This window comes from Terriglobia bacterium (assembly GCA_020073185.1).
GTDB lineage: Bacteria > Acidobacteriota > Terriglobia > Terriglobales > Acidobacteriaceae > JAIQGF01.
On sequence record JAIQFT010000022.1, the window covers coordinates 38,017 to 60,787 of the forward strand.

23 protein-coding genes are annotated in these 22,771 nt (G+C 60.9%); 7 read left to right on the forward strand and 16 right to left on the reverse strand.

Translation table 11 applies throughout. The features are described from left to right. Nucleotides 1-68: 68 nt before the first annotated feature. Both LAN64_09990 and LAN64_09995 read right to left on the reverse strand, forming a co-directional pair. Nucleotides 69-1,769: a VWA domain-containing protein gene (locus tag LAN64_09990; protein MBZ5568164.1), complete on the reverse strand. Its 1,701-nt coding sequence runs from the start codon at nt 1,767-1,769 to the stop codon at nt 69-71. 70 nt (nt 1,770-1,839) lie between these two features. Further along, nucleotides 1,840-2,208, reverse strand: a complete 369-nt coding sequence (locus tag LAN64_09995; GenBank protein MBZ5568165.1) for a hypothetical protein — start codon at nt 2,206-2,208, stop codon at nt 1,840-1,842. A gap of 65 nt (nt 2,209-2,273) precedes the next feature. Between LAN64_09995 and LAN64_10000 the strand changes: the two genes are divergently transcribed. Beyond that, nucleotides 2,274-2,435 (forward strand): type II toxin-antitoxin system RelE/ParE family toxin, encoded by a 162-nt coding sequence (locus LAN64_10000; protein MBZ5568166.1) that lies wholly within the window; start codon nt 2,274-2,276, stop codon nt 2,433-2,435. A 13-nt stretch (nt 2,436-2,448) separates the two neighbouring features. Next, the gene (locus tag LAN64_10005) at nt 2,449-2,754 is read left to right on the forward strand and encodes a HigA family addiction module antidote protein (GenBank protein MBZ5568167.1); all 306 of its coding nucleotides are present in this window, start codon (nt 2,449-2,451) and stop codon (nt 2,752-2,754) included. 85 nt (nt 2,755-2,839) lie between these two features. On the opposite strand, the gene LAN64_10010 is transcribed toward LAN64_10005, so the two are convergent. Continuing rightward, nucleotides 2,840-5,800 carry an AsmA family protein gene (locus tag LAN64_10010; protein MBZ5568168.1) on the reverse strand — a complete coding sequence of 987 codons (2,961 nt, stop codon included), beginning with the start codon at nt 5,798-5,800 and terminating at the stop codon, nt 2,840-2,842. A gap of 301 nt (nt 5,801-6,101) precedes the next feature. Here LAN64_10010 and LAN64_10015 point away from each other — a divergent pair, with 301 nt between their 5' ends. After that, the gene (locus tag LAN64_10015) at nt 6,102-6,812 is read left to right on the forward strand and encodes a tetratricopeptide repeat protein (protein ID MBZ5568169.1); all 711 of its coding nucleotides are present in this window, start codon (nt 6,102-6,104) and stop codon (nt 6,810-6,812) included. Between the two features lie 184 nt (nt 6,813-6,996). On the opposite strand, the gene LAN64_10020 is transcribed toward LAN64_10015, so the two are convergent. The 4 genes from LAN64_10020 to aroE form a co-directional block, all read right to left on the reverse strand. Beyond that, complete coding sequence (locus LAN64_10020) at nt 6,997-7,365, reverse strand: TraR/DksA family transcriptional regulator (protein ID MBZ5568170.1); 369 nt, start codon at nt 7,363-7,365, stop codon at nt 6,997-6,999. A 549-nt stretch (nt 7,366-7,914) separates the two neighbouring features. Beyond that, nucleotides 7,915-8,118, reverse strand: coding sequence for a hypothetical protein (locus LAN64_10025; protein MBZ5568171.1), 204 nt, complete (start codon nt 8,116-8,118; stop codon nt 7,915-7,917). A gap of 351 nt (nt 8,119-8,469) precedes the next feature. Further along, a complete protein-coding gene (locus LAN64_10030; protein ID MBZ5568172.1) occupies nt 8,470-9,216 on the reverse strand; it encodes a GvpL/GvpF family gas vesicle protein in 747 nt (248 codons plus the stop codon). A gap of 267 nt (nt 9,217-9,483) precedes the next feature. Further along, a complete protein-coding gene (gene aroE / locus LAN64_10035; protein ID MBZ5568173.1) occupies nt 9,484-11,046 on the reverse strand; it encodes a shikimate dehydrogenase in 1,563 nt (520 codons plus the stop codon). A gap of 208 nt (nt 11,047-11,254) precedes the next feature. Here aroE and LAN64_10040 point away from each other — a divergent pair, with 208 nt between their 5' ends. Beyond that, nucleotides 11,255-12,808: a hypothetical protein gene (locus tag LAN64_10040; GenBank protein MBZ5568174.1), complete on the forward strand. Its 1,554-nt coding sequence runs from the start codon at nt 11,255-11,257 to the stop codon at nt 12,806-12,808. A gap of 219 nt (nt 12,809-13,027) precedes the next feature. Here LAN64_10040 and LAN64_10045 read toward each other — a convergent pair whose 3' ends face one another. Then, nucleotides 13,028-14,782, reverse strand: a complete 1,755-nt coding sequence (locus LAN64_10045; GenBank protein MBZ5568175.1) for a winged helix-turn-helix domain-containing protein — start codon at nt 14,780-14,782, stop codon at nt 13,028-13,030. Between the two features lie 426 nt (nt 14,783-15,208). On the opposite strand from LAN64_10045, the gene LAN64_10050 reads away from it, so the two are divergent. After that, nucleotides 15,209-16,462: a hypothetical protein gene (locus tag LAN64_10050; GenBank protein ID MBZ5568176.1), complete on the forward strand. Its 1,254-nt coding sequence runs from the start codon at nt 15,209-15,211 to the stop codon at nt 16,460-16,462. 280 nt (nt 16,463-16,742) lie between these two features. Here the strand turns inward: LAN64_10050 and LAN64_10055 are convergent, their stop codons facing one another. The 8 genes from LAN64_10055 to LAN64_10090 all read right to left on the reverse strand — a co-directional run bounded on the left by LAN64_10055 (nt 16,743) and on the right by LAN64_10090 (nt 21,960). Continuing rightward, nucleotides 16,743-16,895: a hypothetical protein gene (locus tag LAN64_10055; GenBank protein MBZ5568177.1), complete on the reverse strand. Its 153-nt coding sequence runs from the start codon at nt 16,893-16,895 to the stop codon at nt 16,743-16,745. 5 nt (nt 16,896-16,900) lie between these two features. Further along, nucleotides 16,901-17,323, reverse strand: coding sequence for a PIN domain-containing protein (locus LAN64_10060; protein MBZ5568178.1), 423 nt, complete (start codon nt 17,321-17,323; stop codon nt 16,901-16,903). Then, complete coding sequence (locus LAN64_10065; protein MBZ5568179.1) at nt 17,313-17,531, reverse strand: hypothetical protein; 219 nt, start codon at nt 17,529-17,531, stop codon at nt 17,313-17,315. The genes LAN64_10060 and LAN64_10065 overlap by 11 nt, the downstream gene beginning before the upstream one ends. 86 nt (nt 17,532-17,617) lie before the next feature. Continuing rightward, nucleotides 17,618-18,856: a DNA polymerase IV gene (gene dinB, locus LAN64_10070; GenBank protein MBZ5568180.1), complete on the reverse strand. Its 1,239-nt coding sequence runs from the start codon at nt 18,854-18,856 to the stop codon at nt 17,618-17,620. Between the two features lie 33 nt (nt 18,857-18,889). After that, nucleotides 18,890-19,120 carry a four helix bundle protein gene (locus tag LAN64_10075; GenBank protein ID MBZ5568181.1) on the reverse strand — a complete coding sequence of 77 codons (231 nt, stop codon included), beginning with the start codon at nt 19,118-19,120 and terminating at the stop codon, nt 18,890-18,892. A gap of 44 nt (nt 19,121-19,164) precedes the next feature. Then, nucleotides 19,165-19,746, reverse strand: a complete 582-nt coding sequence (gene amrA, locus LAN64_10080; GenBank protein MBZ5568182.1) for an AmmeMemoRadiSam system protein A — start codon at nt 19,744-19,746, stop codon at nt 19,165-19,167. Beyond that, nucleotides 19,727-20,380 (reverse strand): CDP-diacylglycerol--glycerol-3-phosphate 3-phosphatidyltransferase, encoded by a 654-nt coding sequence (gene pgsA, locus LAN64_10085; protein ID MBZ5568183.1) that lies wholly within the window; start codon nt 20,378-20,380, stop codon nt 19,727-19,729. Before pgsA ends, amrA begins: the two co-directional genes overlap by 20 nt. Before the next feature lie 314 nt (nt 20,381-20,694). Next, the gene (locus LAN64_10090) at nt 20,695-21,960 is read right to left on the reverse strand and encodes a Glu/Leu/Phe/Val dehydrogenase (GenBank protein ID MBZ5568184.1); all 1,266 of its coding nucleotides are present in this window, start codon (nt 21,958-21,960) and stop codon (nt 20,695-20,697) included. 203 nt (nt 21,961-22,163) lie between these two features. Here LAN64_10090 and LAN64_10095 point away from each other — a divergent pair, with 203 nt between their 5' ends. Continuing rightward, nucleotides 22,164-22,391: an AbrB/MazE/SpoVT family DNA-binding domain-containing protein gene (locus tag LAN64_10095; protein ID MBZ5568185.1), complete on the forward strand. Its 228-nt coding sequence runs from the start codon at nt 22,164-22,166 to the stop codon at nt 22,389-22,391. Further along, nucleotides 22,388-22,771, forward strand: a 384-nt coding sequence (locus LAN64_10100) for a type II toxin-antitoxin system death-on-curing family toxin (GenBank protein MBZ5568186.1), incomplete at its 3' end; no start/stop codon positions are given. The genes LAN64_10095 and LAN64_10100, both read left to right, overlap by 4 nt.

A 22,771-nucleotide genomic window follows, 5' to 3' on the forward strand; every position in this document is an offset into this window, starting at 1 on the left:
CTTGCAACGTACAAGAACAACCGATAGAACGCATCGTGTACGCAATGACGAACAGATAAAATCGCTACCTAATCAGCCTTCAGAGGTGCCCATACACTGCCGAGCACTCCCGTGAGGTTGTCGCGCACCACAAAGCGAACTCCATACTCACCAGATGGCACTTTGATGGTGTTTGCGTACCTTACCCCGTTCGCGGCGATCTGTTGCACCGTTTCTGGGGTAAGGTCTGCTCTAAAATTCTGTGACACCTGCGCAACTTTCCGCCCTGATGCATCGAACACAACCGCAATGAAGTCAATGTCCACTGCATTCTTGCGTTCTGTGTCAACTCGGGCTGAACCCGGTGCAACTGTCACCACGAAGTTTGCCTTCTTTTCCGCCGAGCCCTCAATCTGTCCCCACTGCACCGTGAGTGGCAAACCCGTGTAATCCACGGGCGACTCGAGCGCCATTCGCTCATCTACTTCGCGAACGGTGCGGTCGTCACTACGGGTGAGAAAGAATCCGGAGCGGCTTCGGACCTGTATCGCCGCTTTGCCTACAGATACCCTTAATCTTTGCCAGCCAGGCTTGCTGTCTTTAGCTAAGTAGTAACCTACCAAGTAGAAGTTAGACAGGTCTGCGTACGCGATCTGGAAAGCACCCGAGAGATCATTCATGTTATAAAACGCCCGCCCGCCAGTGATTTCGGCAAACAGCTTCATCCCCTCGTGCACACTTTGCCGAAGCGTAGCCGCGCTATTGTCATTAAACGGATTGCGGAGTTCCTCGCCGCGAATCCTCCCGGGCGTCACGCTGGCCACGTCTCGTTGCTCCACGACCTTGGGCGCTGGTTCCGCGGTCAAGCCGCTCAGATCCACCGGGTACATCGCCACGTTCGCGCCCGCAAGCATTTCCATTGTGCGGCGATATACCTCCGGTGCAACTCCGCCCGTGATCTCATTCGTTGTGGTGTTGACCTTGAAGGGGAACCCTCCCGACGCCCAGATCAATGCTTTGCGGCCAGGTATGGCCTTTACGCCCTCGGCAATATGGCGAAAGGCTTCCAGAGTCGTCATTATCGACTGGTTCTGCTTCGAGGTCGCGACGACTCCCGACGCCAGTGCCGCACTGGCCATCTGGAGCGCCTTTTCGGCATTCAATCCTTGGGTGATCATAGCGACTAACTGGCGCGCTTCTCCCAAGGAACTCGCGGCAGCATCCCGGGTTGCGCTGTCGAGCGCCGGTTGTCCTGTAGCTGTACGCAGCGCCGACACCAGGATGCGAGGATCGTTGGTGAAATCGTGCAGCACATGCAACCCATTGATGTCTAGTACCGCTAACCCGACGAGCGCATTCGTTGGCACCGTTTGAGCCAACATTTTCATCAGCGCCTCGCGACCCTGGACTTGATTCTCGAAAGGAGTGTTAAGCACGTCCACCAAGATGATGTATAAAGGCTTTGCATTCGGGTCATTCGCCAATTCGTTCGTATACGCATTGTTGGGCAATTCCGTGCGCCTCACGGGAGCGAGTCTTGCGGTGACTTCTTCAAACGTACGAAGAGCTTGTAGTTTGCCGTTGTGCTCTAGCCGGAAATCTTCCTTGCCCAGCCCGTGAACAAACTTGCCGTTGTGATCGGTGACCACCACCGGCACTAAAACAAGCTCTGTCCTAGCCTTGAACACCCCTGGCGATGCATCTTGCCAGATCTGGCCGTCCCCCCTCACACCCATGGCGGTCAGGATGACTGCGCCGACAAACAGTCTGGCTCGAAGGCTGGGTTTCATTTCAAACGACCTCTATTCTGGACCGGACCAACGGCCCTGCGCAGCAACTCTAATGCAACCGAACACTACATCATTCCGCCTTTGCGGTGATTAACTTTGCTCTGCCATGTTCGACTCGGTAAAAAGCAAAGCCCTCGCTGGTATAACAGAGTAGGTTATTTCCTAACTCAGGACTAGTTTTATAGACCGCCAGTTCATCTCCACTGGCCGCATCGACAACGGAGTAGTAGGTAGTGGCAGGTCCCTTGCCGCCATACTTCAAATATGTGATCACAAGTCGCCGATCCGCATAGAATATGTTGAACGGCATGTATTCTGGCTCTGCGGTAGCCAAAACAAAGCTCCTTATGCTGTCACCAGTGCGAGACACCACAGATACACCCTTCGGGTTCAGCAAGTAAAGTTGACCATCTTCCCCATATGCCGCTGGCGCATCCATGGCTCGGCTTACCATGTTGTCACTGAACTGGAGGGAGCCCTTTCCCGCTATGACGTGCCGAACGAGTGCTCCCGTCGAATCAAATTCCGCAACATAGTCACGGCCACGTTCGCTCTCCGGGGCGGATTGAGGGCCAACACAGCATCCGCATCAACGACCAATGGCGTGTCTGTTTCCTGTGGCGGAATGGGGATGCCTACGATGTCGAGATTACGGATTACCACTGAGAGAGCAAGAAATATGGCAGCAAAATTGAAGCCCGTGCATCCCGGCGAGATTCTGCGGGAGGAATTCATGGGGCCGCTTGGCGTGAATCCGCACAAGCTCTCCCTGGCCCTGCGCGTGTCTGCGCCCGCAGTTTATGAGATTGTGAACGAGAGGAGGGCCATTTCTACCGATATGGCTCTCAGGCTTGCCCATTGTCTTGGCACCACGCCCGAGTTTTGGCTTAATCTCCAGACTCGCTATGACCTGGAAGTGGCCCGCGACAAAGACGCAGCTAGAATCGAACGGGAAGTACAAAGGGTTGCTGGTGCTACTCGTTGAAAGTGCGGCTGCGCCGCCCGTGGCACGCATTTCAACCGTCACGCTCGAGGGTGAGCCCGGTCCACCCGTTTTTGGCGAGACTCTACTACTTCTTTGGCGGTGGCGGCGGTTGTTTTTGCTGCTTCTTCTTGTCGCCGAGCACCTGATTGAGCAGGTCGCCAAGAGGATTCTGTTGCTGAGGTTGCTGCTGCGGCAAGGCCGTCGGCTGTTTCGGCTGTTGCTGTTGGCCTGCGAGGGCGCCGAGAACGCCGCCGAGGCCGCGCTGCTGCGCACCGCCCTTGCCGCCGACCGCGCCCAGAATGCCGCTGACGAGCCCGCCGGGATTGCCCGCGGTCGGCAGCAGGTTCTGCAATTTCATCTGCGCGATCTTTTGCAGGTCGGGCGCGACGCGCGGGCTGCCGAAGGTGCCGGTCAGGAGAATGGGAATGACCAGTTCGCCCTGCTGGTTGGCGAGCGCGGTCTGCATGAAGCCGCCGACCTGCGTCCCGCCCACCTGCTGGCTCATCGCTTTGGAGAGCACGGCGGTCACGTGCATGTTCAGCTCTTCGGTCGCCAGGTTAAGTGCGCCCTCGGCGGCCATGGTTCCGCCGGGAATGACGGCTTTCACATTGTTGGTCTGCGCCAGTCCGTTGACCACGTTGAAATTTCCAGTGAGCTGCACAATATCGGTGAACGGCTCGCTGCCGGTCGAGGATGGCGACTTGAAGCCGGCGCCGACAAACTTGCCGACGCCGGCCAGTTCGTTCAGCAGGTCAACATGCGCGAGCTTGCCCTTGGTGAGATCGAGCGCGATGGTGCCGTTCAGCGTGCGCGCCATGTCGGCCGACGAGGCGGCGCGGAAGCTGGCATTGGCGTTGCCCGCAAGCAGGCCGTAGACGGTCTGCTTGAGCGAGCTGACCGACGAGAGCAGCTTGTTGGCGTCCACCTGGTTGAGCTTGGTCTGCACGGTCACGGCCATCGGCGTGGGGCGCATGTCCAAGGTGATCGTGCCGATCTGCTGGCCGCCGTAGAGGCCGGCGGTAATGGGCGCGAGCTTAATCACGCCGTGGTCGAAGACGACGTTGGAATGGACCTGGTCTAGCAGGAGCTGGTCGTAGATGACCTTGCCGGCCGTGATACTGCCGCCACCGCTGATTCTTTCCAGGATGCTGGACTGTGGCGCGGCGGATTTCGTTTGCGCTTCGGCGCGAGGGATCAGGTTCCAGGAAAACGTGCTCGCGGGCGAGTGCGCTCCAGCATCGTTCGTGACCGCACACGCGAGGGCGCGTATGCCGCACAAATCCAACGTGGCGCGATGCTGCGGCTGCTGCGGCGCGCTACCCAGCGCCTGCTGCAATTTTACGACATCGACCTGGTCGGCGTTGAGCGTGAACCGCACTTGCGGCGCATTGAAGTTGCGCAGCGTCATGTTGCCGGTGGCGTTGGTGCCGGCGAGTGAAGCATTGAGATTGTTGAGCGACGCCCCGTTCTGGCTGAACTGCAGGTCGGCGTTCTTGATCGCCAGCGGCTGCGTAATCTGCGGCGTGTTCAGCGTCGCGCTCACGATCTTGCCGCTGCCGCTGAAGTTCATGGCGTCGGTGTTCTTGATCGGACCGGCGGCGTGCAGGTCGAGCGAGATATTGCCGGCGCCGCTGATGCCTTCCGCGGCCGAGATGCCGTAGGCGCGCGCGATGGCGAGCAGTTCCGGAATGCTGGCGTCGAAGGTGCGCAGCGTGGCGTCAACCAGCGGCGAGGCGCTGGTGTAGTTGCTCAGCGCGAACTGCACCGCGACCTTCGTCCCGCCGCTGTTCGCAGTGAAGGGATTGGAGCGGATGTCGCGCGGCGTGAGCGCGAGTTCGATGCCGCTGACATCGACGGGTTGCTTCAGGTCGCCGCCGCTGACGTGCATGTCTTTGCCGGACAGATTGCCGTTGAGCGCCGGCTGCGCGAGCGGGCCTTGCGCGCTCAGCTCGGCGGTGAGTTTGCCGTTCACCGTCATGTTGGGATTGAAGGCCACGCCGAAGGCGGAAGCCAGGCGCGCGACCTCGGCAATGGAAGCGTCTTGCGCGGTGACGTGCACGTTGGCGGTGGCGGGCGTGGCGCCGCCATTGATGTCTCCGGAGATGGACAGCGGCGTCGAACCGAGCTGCAGCTTGGCGCGATCGATGTGGATTTGGTCGCTGGCGAGGCGGTCGGTGAACTTGTAGTCGAGGGAGACGGGGTAACCGATCTTGACGTTGCGCACGACGCCGTCCTTCAGTTCTGCCGTGCCTTCCGAGCTGAGCGTGCCGTTATCGTTCTTGAGCGCGAGGTTGCCGGAGACGGTGCCTTCCATGCCTTTCAGCGAAGGCACATCGAGCACCTTCTGGATGCCGCCAAGGGAGACTTCCTTGAGTTGCAGCTTGCCGTCGAAGGGAGTCTTCAGCATGTCGGCTTGGTCAATGGGTCCGGCGGTGCCGCTGAGCGCGAGCGTTTCCGTGCCCGGGCCGGGTAGACGGAGCGCGGCGGAGAAATCGAAGGGCTTGCCGGGCGCGTAGCCGTGCAGGCTGACGTCGATATTGTTGTAGACGCCCTGGAAATGCTTCTGGTCATCAACCAGCGTGACCTGGCCGTTGCTGATCTTCAGATTGGAGAGCACGAAGCCGCCGCCCTGCGCTTCCGGCTTGCTCGGCTGTTGCTGCGCCTGGCCGAGGGTGGAGAAGTTCCAAACCCCTTGCGCGTTACGGATCAGTTGCAGCTTGGGCCCCTTGAGATCGAGCGAGCTTATCTGCACGTCCTGATGCAGCAACGGCAGCAGTTTTACCGAGGCGTCGATGGCATCCATGCTGGCGAAGGGGCCGCGGCCGAACTGGGGGGCTTCGCCGATAACAACGTCATCCATGCGCACCGTCGGGGGCAGCAGCGAGAGGTGCATCTGGCCGAAGGTGACGGAGCGTCCGAGGGCCTTTTCCAGTTGCGCCTGGATGACGCCGTGATAGCGGTTGATGTCGAGCACCAGCGGCACGACAACGATGATGATGACAAGGATGGCGACGATGATGGCGACCGAAATTGCTAGCTTGCGCATAAAGCCTCCTCGTCCGGTTCGCGGGATCAAGTCCGGCCCGCAGTACAGGGACACACTAACAGAAGCGGCGCTTTCTTAGTTCGAAGCCACGGAGACGGAGCGCGGTTGTACAGAAGGTTGTCGGTTGACGGTGTTCGGCTTTGGGACGGTTCCAACGGGAACCCAAGACCGAGAGCCGAGAACCGCTACAGAGCCTCAAGTTTGACGCTGCTGAATTGGCCCTGCTAGACTCGACAATTCTGGGCCGTCTGCCGCAGTCTTTCTACGGCAGCCCTCCTCGACGGTTAAGGACTCAACAAACGTGCGCAGTTCAACAAGACATCAGCTCAAAGAAGATCAATTCCGGACCACCGCCAAGGAAACCTATTCCTGGGCGGTCGAACACGGCGGCAAGCTGGTCTATGGTGGGGCCGCGGTGGCGGTGGTGCTGGTAATCGTGGCCGCCGGCTGGTTCTACCTCCAGCGGCAGGACGAGGCCGCGGGCGTGGCGCTGGGGCATGCGTTGCAGGTGTATCAGGCGCCGTTGATTTCGGGGGGACAACCGCCGGCGCCGGAGGTGACATCGTTTGCAACGACTGCGGACCGGGCCAAGGCGGCGCGGGCGGAGTTCGCCAAGGTGGCGGAGCAGTATGCGCACACCAACTCAGCCGAGATTGCGCGCTATTTCATGGGATTGACCGACCAGGACGCGGGCAACACGGCGGCGGCCGAAAAAGAATTGAAGGAAGTGGCGGAGTCGGGGCACTCGGACCTGGCTTCGCTGGCCAAGCTCGCGCTGGCGGCCTTATATCGCAACCAGGGCAAGGACGCGCAGGCGGCGCCGATCTACAAAGACCTGATCGAACACCCGACGAATACGGTTTCGAAGTCGCAAGCGCAACTGGCGCTCGCCTCGGTGTACGAGTCGAAGCAGCCGCAGGACGCGCGCACCCTGTATCAGCAAGTGCAGAAAGAAAACCCCGACAGCCCGGCGGCGCAGATTGCGAGCGCACGGCTGGCCGAGCTGAAGTAAGCCGAGTCTCAGGCCTCAGCTTCGGCAAAAGCGAGACAGGTTTCAGTTTTGCGGGTTTGAGCGCAGCGGCCGCGCTGCATTCCACGGTTATTTCCCAAATAGCTTCCGCCAGGTTCGCCGAGTAGCGCGAATGACTGAGCTGGGGCTGTGAGTTGTGATTTGGGGAAGTAGCTAGGTTCGGCGGTTAGCCGGTCGCTTCTTCGAGCTGGCCTTTTTCCAGCTTTTCCTGACATTCGATGCAGTGGCGGGTCCAAGGCACAGCCTCGATGCGCTTGGGGTTGATCTCCTTGCCGCAGGAGATGCACTGGCCGAATGTGCCTTCGCGGATGCGAGACAGGGCGCCCTCAACCATCTGCAACAGTTGGCGCTCGCTGTTGCTCTGATGGAAGAGGAACTCCTTGTTGTAAGAGCTGGCGGCGCGGTCGGCAATGTCCTGCGCGGTATCGAGGTCGGTGGTGCGCCCGTCCTGCTCGCTGCGCGACACGTTCTTGCGCAACTGCTGCTGCCGCTCTTCCAGCTTCTTCTTAAAGTATTCGAGCTTCTTCTTTTCCATGCGCCGATTCTTTCCACCCGGTTCACGGAAAGCCATGGAACACAGGGATAAAACTGAAGATGATATCCGCGCCGTGGAGCGGGCGTCAACTGGTTGCGCAACCAGCCGCTTCGCGGATTCCCGATTTCGGAGTAAGGTCGCGATGCACCCACATTCCGCCAACACCGGCCTCGTCGTCGGGGATAGGGCAATTCTTGAACTGCTCCGGGACAAACAAGAAGCGGCCTCTTGCGAGGCCACTTTGAAAGAGGCAGGGGGAGGGAGGGCAGGTCAGAAAAGGCGATGCTAAGCGCCGTTCCGTCGGCAGGGACGCGGAGTTTGGACAAGTCGCCAACCAAGGAAGAGGTTCAAAGTCATGCTTGTGTCACGGCCTCTTTTGTTGCCAAGCCAACCAGCACTCTCGCAACCAAAAGCCGCAGACGCGGAAGAGAATTCGCCTCAGCTAATCAAGCTGTTGGCAACTACGCAGTTAGCAGGGACAAAGCGCAGCTTTTGCACAGGAAACAATGAATCTGTACGCACGCGGCAGTCGGAATCGCAATGCTCACTCTAGGCACTGCGCTGCCTACTGTGAGCCCGGTTCTGCTCCTCCATGGCCTTCAACTTGTTGAGCAGAGCCTTGTAGCTGATCTTGAGGATCTTGGCGGCTTGGCGGCGGTTCCATCGCGTCTGGGCCAGAACGCGCTCGATGGCCTCGCGCTCGGCCTGCATGGCGGCACGACGCCCGATCTCTAGCAGCGAAGGCATTTCCATCTCGATGACATCTCCCTCGCTGCCGACCGGGGGCGCGACTGTGGTGACCCCCGTTGGTCCGCCGGTAGCTTCGTTCTGCTTGATGCCCCAGATGGGACTGTTCGCGGAACCGGTGGCGGTGATGATCGGCTTATGGTGCGGGGATCTCAACAGAGCCAAACACCCTCTAGAAACTGCACCGCTCACATTTCGTGCCCCGGCTTCCACCTGTGGGCCTCGACCATGTGGCGGGTGGCTTTGGCGCGGGCCAATGCCACAAGGAGCGGCCGAGAGTTATAGTCCGATCTTCAGGCCAGAGAGAACCGGGGCAGAATTGCCCCGGTGGTGAGCGGTTTGCGACCGAGAGTATCGCTAGCTGTTCGAGCCCACGGTGCGCAGCTTGCCGGGAGTGAAGTGATACGGCGGCCAGGGGCCGCTGATGGCGACGCGGCAATTCTTCAACTGGCGGGTGGCGGCGCTGTAGCGGTTCTGATATTTTTCCACGGCCTTGGAGTCGATCAGGTGGGCAATATCAATCAGCAGGCCGCCGGAATCCACTCTCTTGCAACTGACTTCCTCCTCCAGCGGCAAAAACAGCTTGTGCACCTGCACGGAGACGGCGCGGGCCTTGCTCTGGCGCTCGCGGTCGCGGCTGGCGATTTCGCGCAGCTTGCACAAATACTCGCTGCCGGCGGCCAGTGGAAGAGTGGCGTCGGGAAGCAAGTCGCGCGCGGAGAGGCTGTGCACCACAACCTTGAGATGCATTTCCGACTTACCTTTGAGGCGGGCCACGCTTTCGGTGAATGCCTTGCGGTTGGCGCGCACGGCGCGGCGCAGGGCTTCGTCGCTGTCGAAAACGGTGCCGAACTTGAAGGGCAGCACCGTTGTGTTGCGGAAACACTCGCTGACCACGCGGGCGTGCTCCAGTACCGATGTCTGATCGAGCGCTCCACTGCGTTCGTATTCGCTGGCAATGACGGCGAAATCGCCGCTGGGATAAGCCAGAACGGTTGCGCCGGCGATGCCTTTCATGCCGGGAATAGGGAAGGGCCTGCGGGCGTGCGCACCGTTAGTCGAAAACGCATGCTGCTCGGTAATGCAGTAGGCGTACCATGCCATATCGAATCTCCGGGCTGGGCGGCGAATGGACTCGTCGCAGTAGGTGAACGGGCCTACGAAATGGGAGCTACGGCTAGGTACTGCTTTCTTATTTGGGCGCGGGCATATCGCCCAACAACCTATCCTAGCCCGGTTTAAGCGCCGGAGCAACTGAATTAGTGCATTCCCAAAGCAGGATAAGCTGGAAGGCGAAAAATGGGCCACCAGCGGCGTTCTTGAGGGGGCCAGCGGCGATCGCGTGGTGGCGCGGTTCGCCGGGATTCTGTGCTATTTGTTTTTGTGATTATCGCCATTGCGCGCGCGCGCGGCGAGAGTGGCACGCACCTCGTGCTGCATTTCGGCCAGCGGCGCTGGTTTGCCGGTCCAGATTTCGAACTGCCGCGCCCCCTGGTAAACGAACATCTCAGTGCCGGGAATGACGCTGGCGCCCTGCGCGCGGGCGAGGCGGACAAAACGCGTCTCGGCTTCGCTGTAAACCATGTCCAGCACGTGCTTCGCCCGGATTTCCTTCTCCTGGAGCGGCGAAGTCTTACCGCTCATGCCGACCGGGGTGGCGTTGATGATCACGTCGAAAGACAGCTTCTTGAGGTCGCTGCGCTTGATGGATTTGGCCTTCGCCTGGCGCGCTAACTTCTGCGCCGGTGCAGGGGTGCGGTTGAGAATGTAAACTTCGGCGCCGCGCTGCTTCAACCCGAAGACGGCGGCCCGTGCCGCGCCGCCTGCACCCAGCACCAGCACGGTTGCGCCCGGCAGTTGCATGCGCTGCTCCAGCGGTTGCACCACCCCGGCAACGTCGGTATTGAAGCCGTAAAGCCTGCCGTCCTGCGCCCGTACGACCGTGTTACACGCCCCGGTTTTCTGGGTGAGCGCGTCGCTGTTGTCAAGATGCTGAACGATCTCTTGCTTGTAGGGCATCGTCACGCTGAGGCCGTGGATCGGGATCTCGCGCACGCACTTCAGCAGATCGGCGAGCGTCTTGGCGTGCAGCGCCAGGTATACCGCATTCACGTTTTCCCGGCGGAACGCGGCGTTCATCATCTGCGGCGACAGGGAGTGCGCCACCGGATCGCCGGCCACGCCGTAAACCTTGGTCGCGGCGTCGAGTTGCTCGATGCGATAGACCTCGCGCAGGGTCTTGGCGGCGACCATGCCGGGCGCGGTTTCCTCTCCCCGGCTGGCGGCCGCGAAAGTCCACATGCTGCCGGCACGCAGTCCCAGCACCCGGCTGATGATGCCTTGCTCTCCCATGCACACGCCGATCACGGAGTGGGTGTTGCGGGTATGTTCCAGGAACTTCACCATCGCGACATTGTCGTACAGCGTGGTGGCGGTGGTGACAATCTTGTAAAAGTCGGCGGGGAACTGCTGCATCCTGGCGAAGGTGTGCTCGATTTTGCGGGTGGCGCGGAAGTCGTGGGAGGACAGGATCAGCGCCGCCTGGTCGCGCAGTCGCTCCAGATCCTCAGGCTTCATGGCCGAGGCACTTTGGATCTCGAGGTCAAGTAACCGGCAGCCACTGGCGGCGGCTTTGGCCAGTATGTCCACCTCGGCGGCCAGCGAGCCGCGGAACTTGCCCCCGTTCACCGTCCGGCGGCAGGTGGCAATGGCTATCGCTGCCGGGTGATAGCTCAGAAAGCGCCGGATCGGAGGGAGCGCCAGGCCGGGACTCTTCAGATAGTCTAACCTAAACTCAATAAAGGGGTTATCACGAATCATGGACTCGGCTCGCTCGATCATGTTGGCAGCCGACGTGGCGGCGATCGCGACACAAAGACGCGGTAGCCGCAGCGGCAATGGCCGCGGAACGAAGCTGGCGATTCCTGCACTCATCCAGTTTGGCCGAGGATGTGCAGCATATTACAGGTGCACCATAGCAGATGCAATGCGGTTTTCGTCTCCAGAATGCGCCAGCCGGGGATGGAGTACCGAATCGGTAAACACGGCCGTGCTTGACCCTCCGTAAGCTGTTTGCTAGCGTTCCATTCGCGGTATTGTCTCTGACGCGCCCCCGCGTGTGCGGCACGTGAAGGAGAGAGATATGAAGAAAGTAGTGTTGCTGTTGGCTCTGTGTGCGCCGTTGGCATTTTCGCAACAGGAGCCTCAACCTGCGCCGGCACGGAAAGCGACCAACTTGGTGGAGCGGGTCGCGGCGCCAAGCTACTCGGATATGTATTGCGCGGGTTTCATCACCAAGACCGCCTACGCCAGGGACAACCAGATCGTGGCCGGGGCCGCATCGCCCGACCAGACACAATTCCGCCAGGGCGACACGGTGTTCCTGGAAGGCAGCGGCTACCAGGAAGGCTCGCGCTTGGCGGTCTTGCGCGAGTTGCGCGACCCCAACCGCAGCCGCGCTTTTGCCGGGCAGACCTCCGCGATTGCGGAACTCGGACAGCCCTATGCGGAACTGGGCCGGCTGCGGGTGACCGCAATCCGCGGCAAAACCGCGATTGCTCTCGTCGAGTTCAGTTGTTCCCCGATGGTGGCGGGCGACCTGGTGGTTCCGTTCCAGGAGAAGCCGCCGGTCACCTATCGTGGCAAGACCGCTTTCGAGCGCTTCCCCGCGGGCCAGGGCAGCGTGAGGGCACGCATTGTGATGGCCAAGGATTTTGACTACCTGGTGGGCACCTCGCAAAAGGTGTACATCAGCGCCGGAGCGGACAAGGGCGTGAAGGTGGGCGATTATTTCCGTGCCGTACGCAATTACGACCCCGCCAGGATGGGAGGAGTGGATGCTCTGTCCATCAAGGTGCAGCAGAGTGAGGAGACGCAGCAGTACCCTATGTCGCGCCCCAACGCCAAGTATGTCGACCTCCCGCAGCGCGCGCTGGCGGAGATGATGGTGCTCAACGTCACACCCACCAGTTCGACGGCGATGATCACCTACGCGCTGGAGAGTGTGACTGTCGGGGACGACGTGGAACTGGAACCCAGCGTTCCCGTTCAGCAGACCTCGCAGCTTGCCCCTCAGCTTCCTCCCACCATCTCCTCCTGCAGCGCCAACCCGAGCACGGTGAAATTGGGTCAGCCTTCGACCATCACCGCCATCGGCGAGAGCCCCGAGAAGCGGCCTTTGACTTACGAGTTCACCGCCTCCGGCGGCCGCCTCACACCCAGCGGTGCGCAGAGCACGCTGGACACCGTGGGCACGCCAGCCGGGCTGATCACCGTCACTTGCACCGCCACCGATGACCGCGGCCTGAGCGCCAGCGCAAGCACCACCGTGAATGTCGAAGCCCGCCGCGCTAATGCCGAGGTCCCAGCTGCGCTGCCGCAGGCCAGCAAATGCGGCACCGTAGAGTTCGGCCGGGACATGCGTCGTCCAGCCCATGTGGACAACGAGGCCAAGGCCATTCTCGACGATTGCACCCTCCGCCTGCAGCGGGAGGGGGGTGCTCGCGGCGTGATCGTGGGCAACGCTGATCCCAATGAGAAGAACGCCCTGAACATCGCGGAGCAGCGTGCCGTCAACACCAGGGACTACCTGGTGCGGGAGAAAGGCGTCGATCCCGGCCGCCTTGAGGTACGTAGCGGCAGCGCTGGCACCCAAACGGTGGATATCTGGGTGGTGCCGCTGGGCGCCGCTTTTTAGCTCTAGGGTGCTCAGGAAGTCGGTCTATCTCTTCTCGCCGTCCGCTTTAGATTCCCCCCCGTTTTTTCGGTCGGTTCGTCAGGTTACCGATATAACTATTTTGTCAATTATCGCGGAACTGAGGCACCCCCCTGCCCCCTCCCTGACCTTCTCGCGTTCGGATTTTGATTTTCCGGGCCGCGCGGCGCGATTCTCGTCGGTGCGCTCGCGACGCCTCCTTCAGGCTTCCAGGTTCATCTTGCGCAGAAGCGCAGCAAACCGCGGGTCCGCCCGAAGTGGATCTAGGAACGGATAGCTCTTGAGCGCAGGAATCCAGCCGTCGTTCCGGTCAACCGCTCGCTCCATCCACTCGAACGCGCCGTCGATCTCGCCGAGCCCAAAGTGGATCCAGGCGAGACTTGTCGGCAGCACAAATCGCTGGCTGGCAATCACACGCAGCCGCTCCAGCACGGTCCGTGCCTCCTCCGTGTACCCGCCTAAGCCTAATGCCAAGCCGAGCCATCCCAGCATGAGAGGAAACTCACCGGAAATCTCGACCGCATGGCGGAGCGCAGCAACACTCTCCTCAAATCTTTGCATCCCCAGGTAAACCTGTCCGAGCACCATGTAAGCAACTTGGTGCTCCGGTTCAAGCTCGACAAGTTGCCGCGCTTGCTCGAGTCCTCGCTCGTACTTACGGCCGAAGAAGAACAATTCCCCTAACCAGAAGCGCACCTCGGGGGACAGTGGGTCGAATTCCAGCGCCCGTTCGAGCTCTGCGACAGCTTCGTCTATGCGCCCGAGTACTAACAGAACCGTCGCGTGCCTCACCCGAATCAGGGGTGAGTTGGGATCCAGCTCTCGCGCCAGTGCCATCTGCTTCTCGGTTTCCGCCCAGTTATAAGAATAGGCGCCGATGTAATTGCATTTCTCGGGATGAAAGGCGACTAAGGTCTGCGGTTCGGCCAACGTGGGATCGAGTTCGAAGGCCCGCAACGCGTAGAACCGGCGAATGGGCTCGGTTTCATCGGGCGGAGCAAATCCCCAAAAACCCAGGTACCAATAGAGATTGGCGAGGCCATCACACGCCAGCGCGAACTCAGCGTCGTGTTTCAGCGCTGCCTCGAAATGCTTCTTGGCCTTGGTCACACTCTCGGGTCTCCACTTCCACATTTCGTAGCGGCCCTTAATGTATTCGCTGTAGGCTGCGAGATTCTCGGTCGGCTGCCTTCTGACCTGCTCCCCGCGAATTTTGTCCGCCATCGATGGGATGTGCGCGGCGATATCCTGCGCGATGGAGTTCTGTATGTGGAAGATGTCGCGCAAGTCCGCCTCGTACCTCCTGGCAAACAGGTGCGCCTGGTCGCTGGTTTGAATGAGCTGCACGTTGACCGCAACCTGCACTTCGCTGTGGCGGAGTGCCCCTTCTACGACGTAGTCCACGTCTAACTCGCGGCCGATGCGTGACACATCCTTGTGGCTGCCCTTGTAGTGCATGGCCGTTGTGCGGGCAATCACCGCCAGTTGCTCCGGCGCCAGGCTCGCCAGCGCGGTGACGATCTCGTCCGTCATGGCGTCACTGAAGTAGTCCTGTGCCGAATCGCCGCTGAAATTCACGAACGGCAGCACGACCAGCCTGGCTCGCGAGGCCGGGACAGGCTGCGGGAGCGCCGGCGCTTCGGAAACCTGCGCCATAAAACGATAGCCGCGCCTGGGCAGGGTCTCGATGAAGCGGGGATGATCGGAGGAATCGCACAGCGCCCCGCGCAGGCGCGCGACGGCGGTGTTCAGGTTGTTTTCAAAATCCACGAACACGTCGCCATGCCAGAGCCGCCGTTGCAATTGCTCCCGGGTGACGACCTCGCCGGCGTGCTCGAGCAGCGCGGCCAGGACCTGAAAAGATTGATCGCGCAGGTTAATCCTCACTCCGCATTTGCGGAGCTGACCGGCGCATAAATCGACTTCGTAGGAGCCGAAGCGGACGATGCTGGACATTGTCCTGCTCCTGGCAGCGGTCCTCGACCCAAGCTCAGGTCCTCGCAGATCGTCGCGCAATTGTGGCGAACTGCCGCGCCTGCATAGGGCTGCGCGGCAAGGAAAGATTCAAGAACGGGTCAAGCCCGCGTCTATTGTCTCGTCCCCGAAAGCCGACAATCATGTCGACTGAGGTGTGATGACGCGTTCCAAGTCTAGCGCCAGTGCTGTCGCCTGCGGCTACTTTCAAATTGGCCGTGAACGACTCTGAAACCAATTCGGGAACTGCCCGAATGCCGCCAACTCAGCGCCAACTTGGACGAAAATCCGGCGGCAGTCAGGAGACAAACTTCGAGGTGCTATATGAAATTGCGCATGCTAGTCGTTATATTTCCGTTGATACTCACGCTGCTTGTGCCTTCGAGCGCCGGACAGTTGGCGAGACACGTGCCGCTGCCCGCCGACTTGCAAGGCGAATTGAACGGCGTGCCCTACCGAATCCGCGTTCCCGAAAATTGGAACGGCACCCTGCTGGTCTACGCTTACGGATACGCCGAAGCTTTCATGCCGCCGCCGCTGGCGCCCCCGAGCATGAACGTCGAAACGCTGCTCGCCAAAGGTTTGGCTCTGGCCGGAATCCACGCCGCTGGTGCGGTCCCCATCCCCGGAGCGGCAACGGACGCGGGGTGGAATTTCAAGGAGAGGATGCAGAATACGGTTGCCCTGACGGCGGCCTTTCACGGCCTGGTGGGCCGTCCGCGGCGGACGATCATGTGGGGCCAGTCGATGGGCGGCCTGGTGACGCTCGCCTTGATCGAAAAATTCCCCGGCCTGTATGACGGTGCGGTCCCTTTGTGTGCCCCGGGGGCCGGTACGCAGCGCATGTTCGACCAGAAACTTGATATCACATTAGCGTACGCTGTCGCGTTCGGCTGGAACGACGCGTGGGGAACGCCCGGGAATCTCCGTGACGATCTGAACTTCATGACCGAGGTCTATCCACACGTTTTGCAGCAACTGATCCCCGAGAAGAAGGGGCTCTGGGAATTCCTCCGGTTGGTCAACCGGATTCCCCCCGACAGTAGCTTCTACGGACCCGTGAACTACAGGGCTATTACTTTGTGGTTGTCCATCGCCATCAGGCCGGATATGGAGCAACGCGCGGGTGGCCCTGTGGCCCAGAACATTGGGCGGGTGTACACGCTCAGCGACGCGGACAAGTCGTATCTGCTGAACCAGTTTGGGTTGGATGCCGAGCCGCTGCTGGCGGCCATGAATGCCCAGACGATCTACGCCTCCGACCGCAACGCGCGTCGCTACGCCGAGCATTACTACAATCCGTCCGGCCGAATCAAGCGACCCGTCCTCACCCTGCACACCACGGGTGACGCGGCTGTCATTCCCAACAACGAGAGCGCCTATCGCACCACCGTCAAACAGCATGGCAACCGGAAGCTGTTAATGCAGCAATTCTCTACCGGCAACGGCGTAGTGAACACGCATTGCACGTTCACCCCGGCGCAGATACTCGCCGGCATTGACGGCATGATGTACTGGCTCGACACCGGGAAACGCCCCGATCCAGCGGTTTTCTTTCCCCCGGCACTGGGATTTGATCCAAACTTCGTCCCACCACCATGGCCGTGGCACGACTGGGACCGCGACCGGGAGGCTGAAGGGTGCCTTTTTCAACGAAGGTAAAGAGTACTATGCGATCGGGATTCTTAACCCATACCGTCTTCCGGAGCAGCAGAATATTAAGTATTCCTTCTGCCAAGGCACTCGCATCGGCCAATAGCCGCATCGCGTGCTCTTGTTCGGGTGCCGTTCTGATGTAAGCTGCCGTGCGCTGCTAATATTTCAGGCCGCCGGAAACGACGGCCTGGAAGACTTTCAAGAGTGGCGTTTTCGGCACGACTGAAGCCGCGCCCCTCCAAGACGACCGTCAACGGGAGTTTTTCACCCGCCCGCTAAAGCCTGCTCACTTCTCGCGGTTCCCTTTGACTTTCCCCGGTAGCGCGGCGGGATTTTCGTGGGTGCGCTCGCGGAAGCCGCCGCCCAGGCCGCTGGCGAGGGAGACGGCGGATTCGCCGAACTTGTCACGCAGGCGGTCGGCAGCCGCGCAGCGGCGCAAATTTTTTATAGGAAGGGGTTCTGGATCTGGAGGGCTTCGAAGCGTTGACCATGCTGGAAGTCCTCGCTGTAAAGAACGCTACATTGGCCCTCGATCGCCGCCGCTAAGATCAGGGAGTCGTACCAAGGCAGCCGATACCTTTCGCTCAACCGGAGGGCCTCTCCGTAGAGCGCCTGCGACGAGTGGACTGTCATCAACGGCCGAAACACCGTGCCCAGGTATTGTTCGGCTTCCGCCACCTTCATAGGCTGGGCAAAACGCCGTAACGCCACGTTGAAAAACTCCTGAGCCACTTGGTAGCTGATGGTCCCCTTCCCGGTGCCCACCGCGCGTCGAATCAGTTGTATCGCCCGCCGGGCCTTCGCCGGCGCGCTGTGGTCGAGCGAGTATACAAAAATGTTCGTGTCCAGAAAAAACCTACCGCTCATTCATCTCGTCCCGCGTGAAGCGGCGTCCGGCATTGACGTGGTGCAGCCGCTTCATAAGCGATTCAACATCCTGTCCAGTGCCTGACTGCGCGGTGTATTGCAGCAGCCACTCACGAAAGGCAGCATTCAGCGTCTTGCGCTGGGAGCGGGCTACCAGGCGTGCCTGCTCGATCAGCTCCTCATCGGCACTGAGAGTGACGTTTTTCATACGAAAATAGTGTACACGATTTTAGTGTACTTTCCAAACGGCGGCGACTGCTCACCGACCGCCGATCTCCGATCGCCGCCGAATACTCACAATTCTTCTTTCCTCTTTCCCGGCAGCGCGGCGGGATTTTCGTGGGTGCGCTCGCGGAAGCCGCCGCCCATGCCGCTGGCGAGGGAGACGGCGGATTCGCCGAACTTGTCGCGCAGGCGGTCGGCGGCGGAGAGCGCCTGCTTCCAGCGCTGGTGGCGGTCGGCATCGAGCAACTCGATCTGTCCTTCCGCCGTTTCCAGCGACGACGCTTGCACGCCCAGCAGCCGCACCTTGCGGCCCGGCTGCCAGTTGTGGCGGAACAGGGCGCGGACCTGCTCGATGATTTCCGTGTCCAGTTGGGTGGCGGCCGCGAGCGTGTGCGCCCGCGTGATGGTGGAGAAATCCTGGTAGCGCAGCTTGAGCTGGATGGTGCGCGCGTACAGGCAGTTTTCCCGCAAACGGCGCCCGACCATCTCGCCCAGGCGCGCCAGTGTGATTTCCAGTTGCTGCGCCTCGGCGGTGTCTTCGTTGTAGGTGTGCTCGTGGCTGATGGACTTGGGATCGGGGTTCTCTCCGATGTCGGAGTCAAACCAGCCGCCGGCGTCCTCGCCGCGCGCCTTGCCGGCCAGCGCCAGGCCCCATTTGCCAAAACGCTGCTCGAGGACCAAATCCTCCAGCTTGGTGAGATCACCGACCTTGAAGATGCCCATGTCATGCAGGTTGCGCTCGGTCACTTTTCCCACGCCGGGAATCTTGCGGACATCGAGCGGAGCCAGAAATGCGGCTTCGCAACCCGGCAGCACGTACAGCACGCCGTTGCGCTTGGCCTGGTCGGAGGCCACCTTGGCGACCAGGCGCGAGGTTCCGATGCCGATCGAGCAGTTGAGCTGCGTCTTTGATTTCATCTCCGCATGCAGGGCGTGCGCGGCGCGCAGCGGCGGACCGTGCAGGCGCTCGGTGCCGGTCATGTCGAGATAGGCTTCGTCAATGGAGGCCATTTCGACCGCGGGCGAGAAGCGCTTCAGGACTTCATAAACCTGGCGTGAGCACTCGCGGTAACGCTCCGGGTGCCCCTCGATAAACATAGCGTCGGCGGGAAGCAGCCTGGAGGCGGTGCGCAGAGGCATGGCGGAGTGCACGCCGAACTTGCGGGCTTCGTAGTTGGCGGCCGCGACCACGCCGCGTTCGTTACGCTGCCCGCCCACCACCACAACTCTGCCTTTCAGCGTGGGAGCGAAGAGTTCTTCGACCGAGACGAAGAAGGCATCCATATCGACATGGAAGACCGTGCGCAAGGCAGAAGTCACTCTTCAAGTCATGAGTCAGAACTAAGCATTAAGAAAAGTCAGAATTAAGAAGGTTTCGAGTGCGCGCTGGCGGTTACGAGCCCGGCATACAGCACGGTAGTTTGCCCCGACCGAAGTGCCCGTCCGTAGCAACTGATTCGCAATTATTCGTGCAACCGGCCGCGCAGGCATCTTGTCACATAGGCGAATAACTCGCAAAGCCAACTGCTTGGTCCGTTTTCGAAGATCCGCGCCACGGGCGAGGTCGTGCATTCGCTTATTCCTCTTTCATTCTTCATTCTGACTTCTTAATTTCTTCATTCCCCAAACACCTCTGCGGTGAACGCCTCGATCACAGCCCCGTGCTGCCAGGCATCGGGCGGGGCGCCGGCTTTGAGGCAGGTTTGCGCGAGGAAGGCGAGGCGGTCCCAGCCGTGCTCGACCGGAACTTGCGGCAGCAGCAACCCGCGGCGCATCCCGTAGGTGATCACCAAGCCATGGCGTCCGACCTCGATTTCCTCCGCTGCGATAGGCCGCACCGGCGAAAGCACGCTGATTTCGATGTTCAGCAGCGGCGCCTCTTCGCGGGTCACGGAAGGAAACCGAACGTCGTTGAAAGCGGCGGCAGCCGCCGCCTCGGCGATGGTGCGGTAGAGCGAGTAGACTGGCAAGACGTAGCCGACGCAGCCGCGCAGTTCGCCGCGAAGGTGCAGAGTGGTGAAAGCCCCGCGTCTTTCTTCCAAATGCGGCGAGGGGGCCCTGACGTCCAGTTCCGCGCCGGCCAGCGTGGCTTCAATCGAGCGATGCGCAACCGTCAGCAGCAGGCTGCGTTCTTCAGTGGAATATTCTGCGAGGGGGTCGGTAGGTGCGGTGTTGTCGCTACGTGGTGGTGGCGACATCACTCTTTCTCCGGCGGCTAAGGATGAACGCGCGGCGCTGGCGGCGCACTACCTGGCGGTCAATCTTCGGCCAGAAGGCGGCGAAGTAATCAAAGGCCGAGACCAGCGAGAGCGTCACCATGAACCAGATGCCGACCCGTGCCAGCACATCGATGGGAAAGAAGAAGCTCCCGTACTCCCACTGCAGCCAGCGGTGGTCGAGGATGCAGAGCACCACCACCACGATCTGCACCACCATCTTGACCTTGCCCAGATCGCTGGCATCAATCGTGAAACCCTGCTGCGCGGCGATGGAGCGCAGGCCGCTGACCAGGAATTCGCGCCCGATGATCACCACCGCCATCCAGGCCGGCACCACGCGCGGGTTCAACTGCACCAAGGTGATGAAAGCGGCGGCGATGAGCAGCTTGTCGGCCAGCGGGTCCAGCAGCATGCCCATGGTGGTGATCTGATGGCGGCGGCGGGCGAGGTAGCCGTCAAGACCGTCGGTGATGGATGCGGCGATGAACACCGCCGAGGCCAGCCATTCGCGCTCGCCATGGACGCCCAAAGCGAAGCGGCTGCTCGACAGGATCCAGATCAGCACAGGGACACTGCAGATGCGGGTGAGCGTGATGTAGTTCGGCAGATTCACTTCGAAACCGCAGGCCCCTACGCTGGCGGACACGGGGTCAGCTCTCGGCGCCTGCCAAGGTTAGATTATGCTCCGCGCCTCGGGGCAAAGCAATGCGGAAGCTGCTATTCCTGCTCATTCGACGGATCGCAATCGAATTGATTGCGGCGGCGGGACCGAGCCGCTTTGTAGTCGCATGCCGGATCGTAATCTATGGTTCCGAAGAGTTCAAGAATCTTGCATTGTTGGCGGCGGATTGAATCCTGCTCGGGCTCGTCACCGCGGTGGCTTTCGGGTTTGCTGTCGGTTGCGAATTCGCACCTCCGGTTGGGACGTCACGCGTAAATTCCGCGTTGCTTGAGGCAGTAGGCCACCCGGTCGATGGCCAGCATGTAGGCGGCGATGCGGTTGTTGACGCTGTGCGTCTCGGCGTAGCGGACCACGTCTTCAAACGAGCTGCGCATGATGTGCTCGAGCTGCTCGTTGACCATGGATTCCTTCCAGAAATACCCCTGCCGGTCCTGCACCCACTCGAAGTAGGAAGTGGTTACACCGCCGGCGTTGGCCAGGATGTCGGGAATGACGAAGATCTTCTTCTCCGCGAGGATTTCATCGGCCGCGGCGGTGGTGGGCCCGTTGGCGCCCTCGCACAGGATCTTGCACTTGATGCGGTCGGCGTTGCGGGTGGTGATGACATTCTCGATGGCGGCGGGTACCAGGATGTCGCAATCGGCCAGGAAGAGCTGCTGCGGGTCCATCGCCTCGGCGCCGGGAAAACCGTGCAGGCTGCCCGTGCGGTAGCGATGCTCCCAGAGCGCGTCGATATCCATGCCGTTGAGGTTGGAGAGCCCGCCGTCGTATTCGACGATTCCGATGATCTTGTAGCCGGCCTCGTACATCAGGCGCGCGGCGTTGGAGCCGACGTTGCCGAAACCCTGCACGATGACCCGGGTCTCGTCGCGGTTCAGGCGCAGCTTTTTCAGCGCCTCGTCGCACACCACCATGACCCCGCGCCCGGTGGCCTCGCGGCGTCCGCGCGATCCACCCATGTTGAGCGGCTTGCCGGTCACGACCGCGGTCACCGTCTGGCGCATGTGCATGGAGTAGGTGTCCATGATCCAGGCCATGATCTGCTCGTTGGTGTTGACGTCGGGTGCGGGAACGTCTTTTTCCGGTCCGATAAATTCCATCAGTTCGGCGGTGTAGCGCCGCGTCATGCGCTCCAGTTCGCCCATCGACATCTTCTTGGGATCGCAGATGACGCCGCCCTTGGCGCCGCCGAAGGGAATGTTGACGACGGCGCACTTCCACGTCATCCAGCTCGCCAGGGCGCGCACTTCGTCGAGGGTGAGGTCGGGAGAGTAGCGGATGCCGCCCTTGCCCGGGCCGCGCACGATCGAATGCTGCACCCGAAATCCGGTAAACACTTCCAGGGTGCCATTGTCCATCTGCACCGGGATGTGGACGATGATCTCGCGGTTGGGAAGGCTCAGCACCTTCATCAATCCCGGATCCAGGTTGAGCTTGTGCGCCGCCATTTCAAAGCGCGCGCGCTGCGCTTCCCAGGGATTGATCTCCTGCTCCATGGTGATGGTGGTCATGGAAGTTCTCCCAAGTCCAGCAGTCCGCCGCCGGTGTGACATGCCGCGGCGGGCAAACCAGCGAGTATATGAGGGTGGATTGGCGGAGGCAAGGTGGGCTGTGTAGTGGCCAACAACATCCGCACGGAATACTGCCGGCTGCCGCAGTTTGGCGGCAAATGTCGTGTTATAATGTTTGTTATAACCATATGGCGAGGTGCGGCATGGCGGCGACGGTGAAGGTTACAACAGTCGGCAACTCCGTAGGGATCGTGCTTCCGAAGAAACTTCTGGATCGTTTGCACATCGAGAAAGGAGATACGCTGTACATCAGCGAGACTCCGGGGGGCGTGCAACTTACGCCCTACAAGGCCGAGTTTGCCAGGGTCGTGGAAGCGGGCCGGCGGGCCACGCGGAAATACCGCAACGCGCTGCGAAAGCTGGCCGAATGAGGGAACCGGTCTGGATCGGAGTCCTGGAGGCACTGGTACTGCACGACATGCAGCTAGTCACGTTTGGAGGGGCAGCCGGGGTTCGCGACGTCGGTTTGTTGGAATCAGCTCTGGCGCGGCCCCGAAATCTGCTGGCCTACGGAAAGAAAAAGCCATCGCTGGCGCGGCTCGCCGCTGCATATGCATTCGGCATCATCAAGAACCACCCATTTGTCGATGGCAACAAGCGCACGGCGCTGGTGATCGCTTTCGCATTTCTCGACGTGAACGGCATCGAGATCAATGCCAGCGAGGAAGATGCCTACCGGATGTTCATGGACCTGGCATCGGGCCGTGTGAGCGAAGAAGAACTCGACGCGTGGATGAGCGACAACAGCGAG

What these genes read in the sequence shown, in the direction of transcription:
- LAN64_10040 (MBZ5568174.1), top strand. Translation starts at nt 11,255, where the DNA reads ATGAAGAAAGTAGTGTTGCTGTTGGCTCTGTGTGCGCCGTTGGCATTT.
- LAN64_10030 (MBZ5568172.1), bottom strand. Translation starts at nt 9,216, where the DNA reads ATGGCATGGTACGCCTACTGCATTACCGAGCAGCATGCGTTTTCGACT.
- LAN64_09995 (MBZ5568165.1), bottom strand. Translation starts at nt 2,208, where the DNA reads ATGGATGCGCCAGCGGCATATGGGGAAGATGGTCAACTTTACTTGCTG.
- LAN64_10060 (MBZ5568178.1), bottom strand. Translation starts at nt 17,323, where the DNA reads ATGAGCGGTAGGTTTTTTCTGGACACGAACATTTTTGTATACTCGCTC.
- LAN64_10025 (MBZ5568171.1), bottom strand. Translation starts at nt 8,118, where the DNA reads ATGGAAATGCCTTCGCTGCTAGAGATCGGGCGTCGTGCCGCCATGCAG.
- LAN64_10005 (MBZ5568167.1), top strand. Translation starts at nt 2,449, where the DNA reads ATGGCAGCAAAATTGAAGCCCGTGCATCCCGGCGAGATTCTGCGGGAG.
- LAN64_10045 (MBZ5568175.1), bottom strand. Translation starts at nt 14,782, where the DNA reads ATGTCCAGCATCGTCCGCTTCGGCTCCTACGAAGTCGATTTATGCGCC.
- amrA (MBZ5568182.1), bottom strand. Translation starts at nt 19,746, where the DNA reads ATGTCGCCACCACCACGTAGCGACAACACCGCACCTACCGACCCCCTC.
- LAN64_10020 (MBZ5568170.1), bottom strand. Translation starts at nt 7,365, where the DNA reads ATGGAAAAGAAGAAGCTCGAATACTTTAAGAAGAAGCTGGAAGAGCGG.
- aroE (MBZ5568173.1), bottom strand. Translation starts at nt 11,046, where the DNA reads ATGAGTGCAGGAATCGCCAGCTTCGTTCCGCGGCCATTGCCGCTGCGG.
- LAN64_10090 (MBZ5568184.1), bottom strand. Translation starts at nt 21,960, where the DNA reads ATGACCACCATCACCATGGAGCAGGAGATCAATCCCTGGGAAGCGCAG.
- LAN64_10065 (MBZ5568179.1), bottom strand. Translation starts at nt 17,531, where the DNA reads ATGAAAAACGTCACTCTCAGTGCCGATGAGGAGCTGATCGAGCAGGCA.
- LAN64_10095 (MBZ5568185.1), top strand. Translation starts at nt 22,164, where the DNA reads ATGGCGGCGACGGTGAAGGTTACAACAGTCGGCAACTCCGTAGGGATC.
- LAN64_10075 (MBZ5568181.1), bottom strand. Translation starts at nt 19,120, where the DNA reads ATGCACGACCTCGCCCGTGGCGCGGATCTTCGAAAACGGACCAAGCAG.
- LAN64_10010 (MBZ5568168.1), bottom strand. Translation starts at nt 5,800, where the DNA reads ATGCGCAAGCTAGCAATTTCGGTCGCCATCATCGTCGCCATCCTTGTC.
- LAN64_09990 (MBZ5568164.1), bottom strand. Translation starts at nt 1,769, where the DNA reads ATGAAACCCAGCCTTCGAGCCAGACTGTTTGTCGGCGCAGTCATCCTG.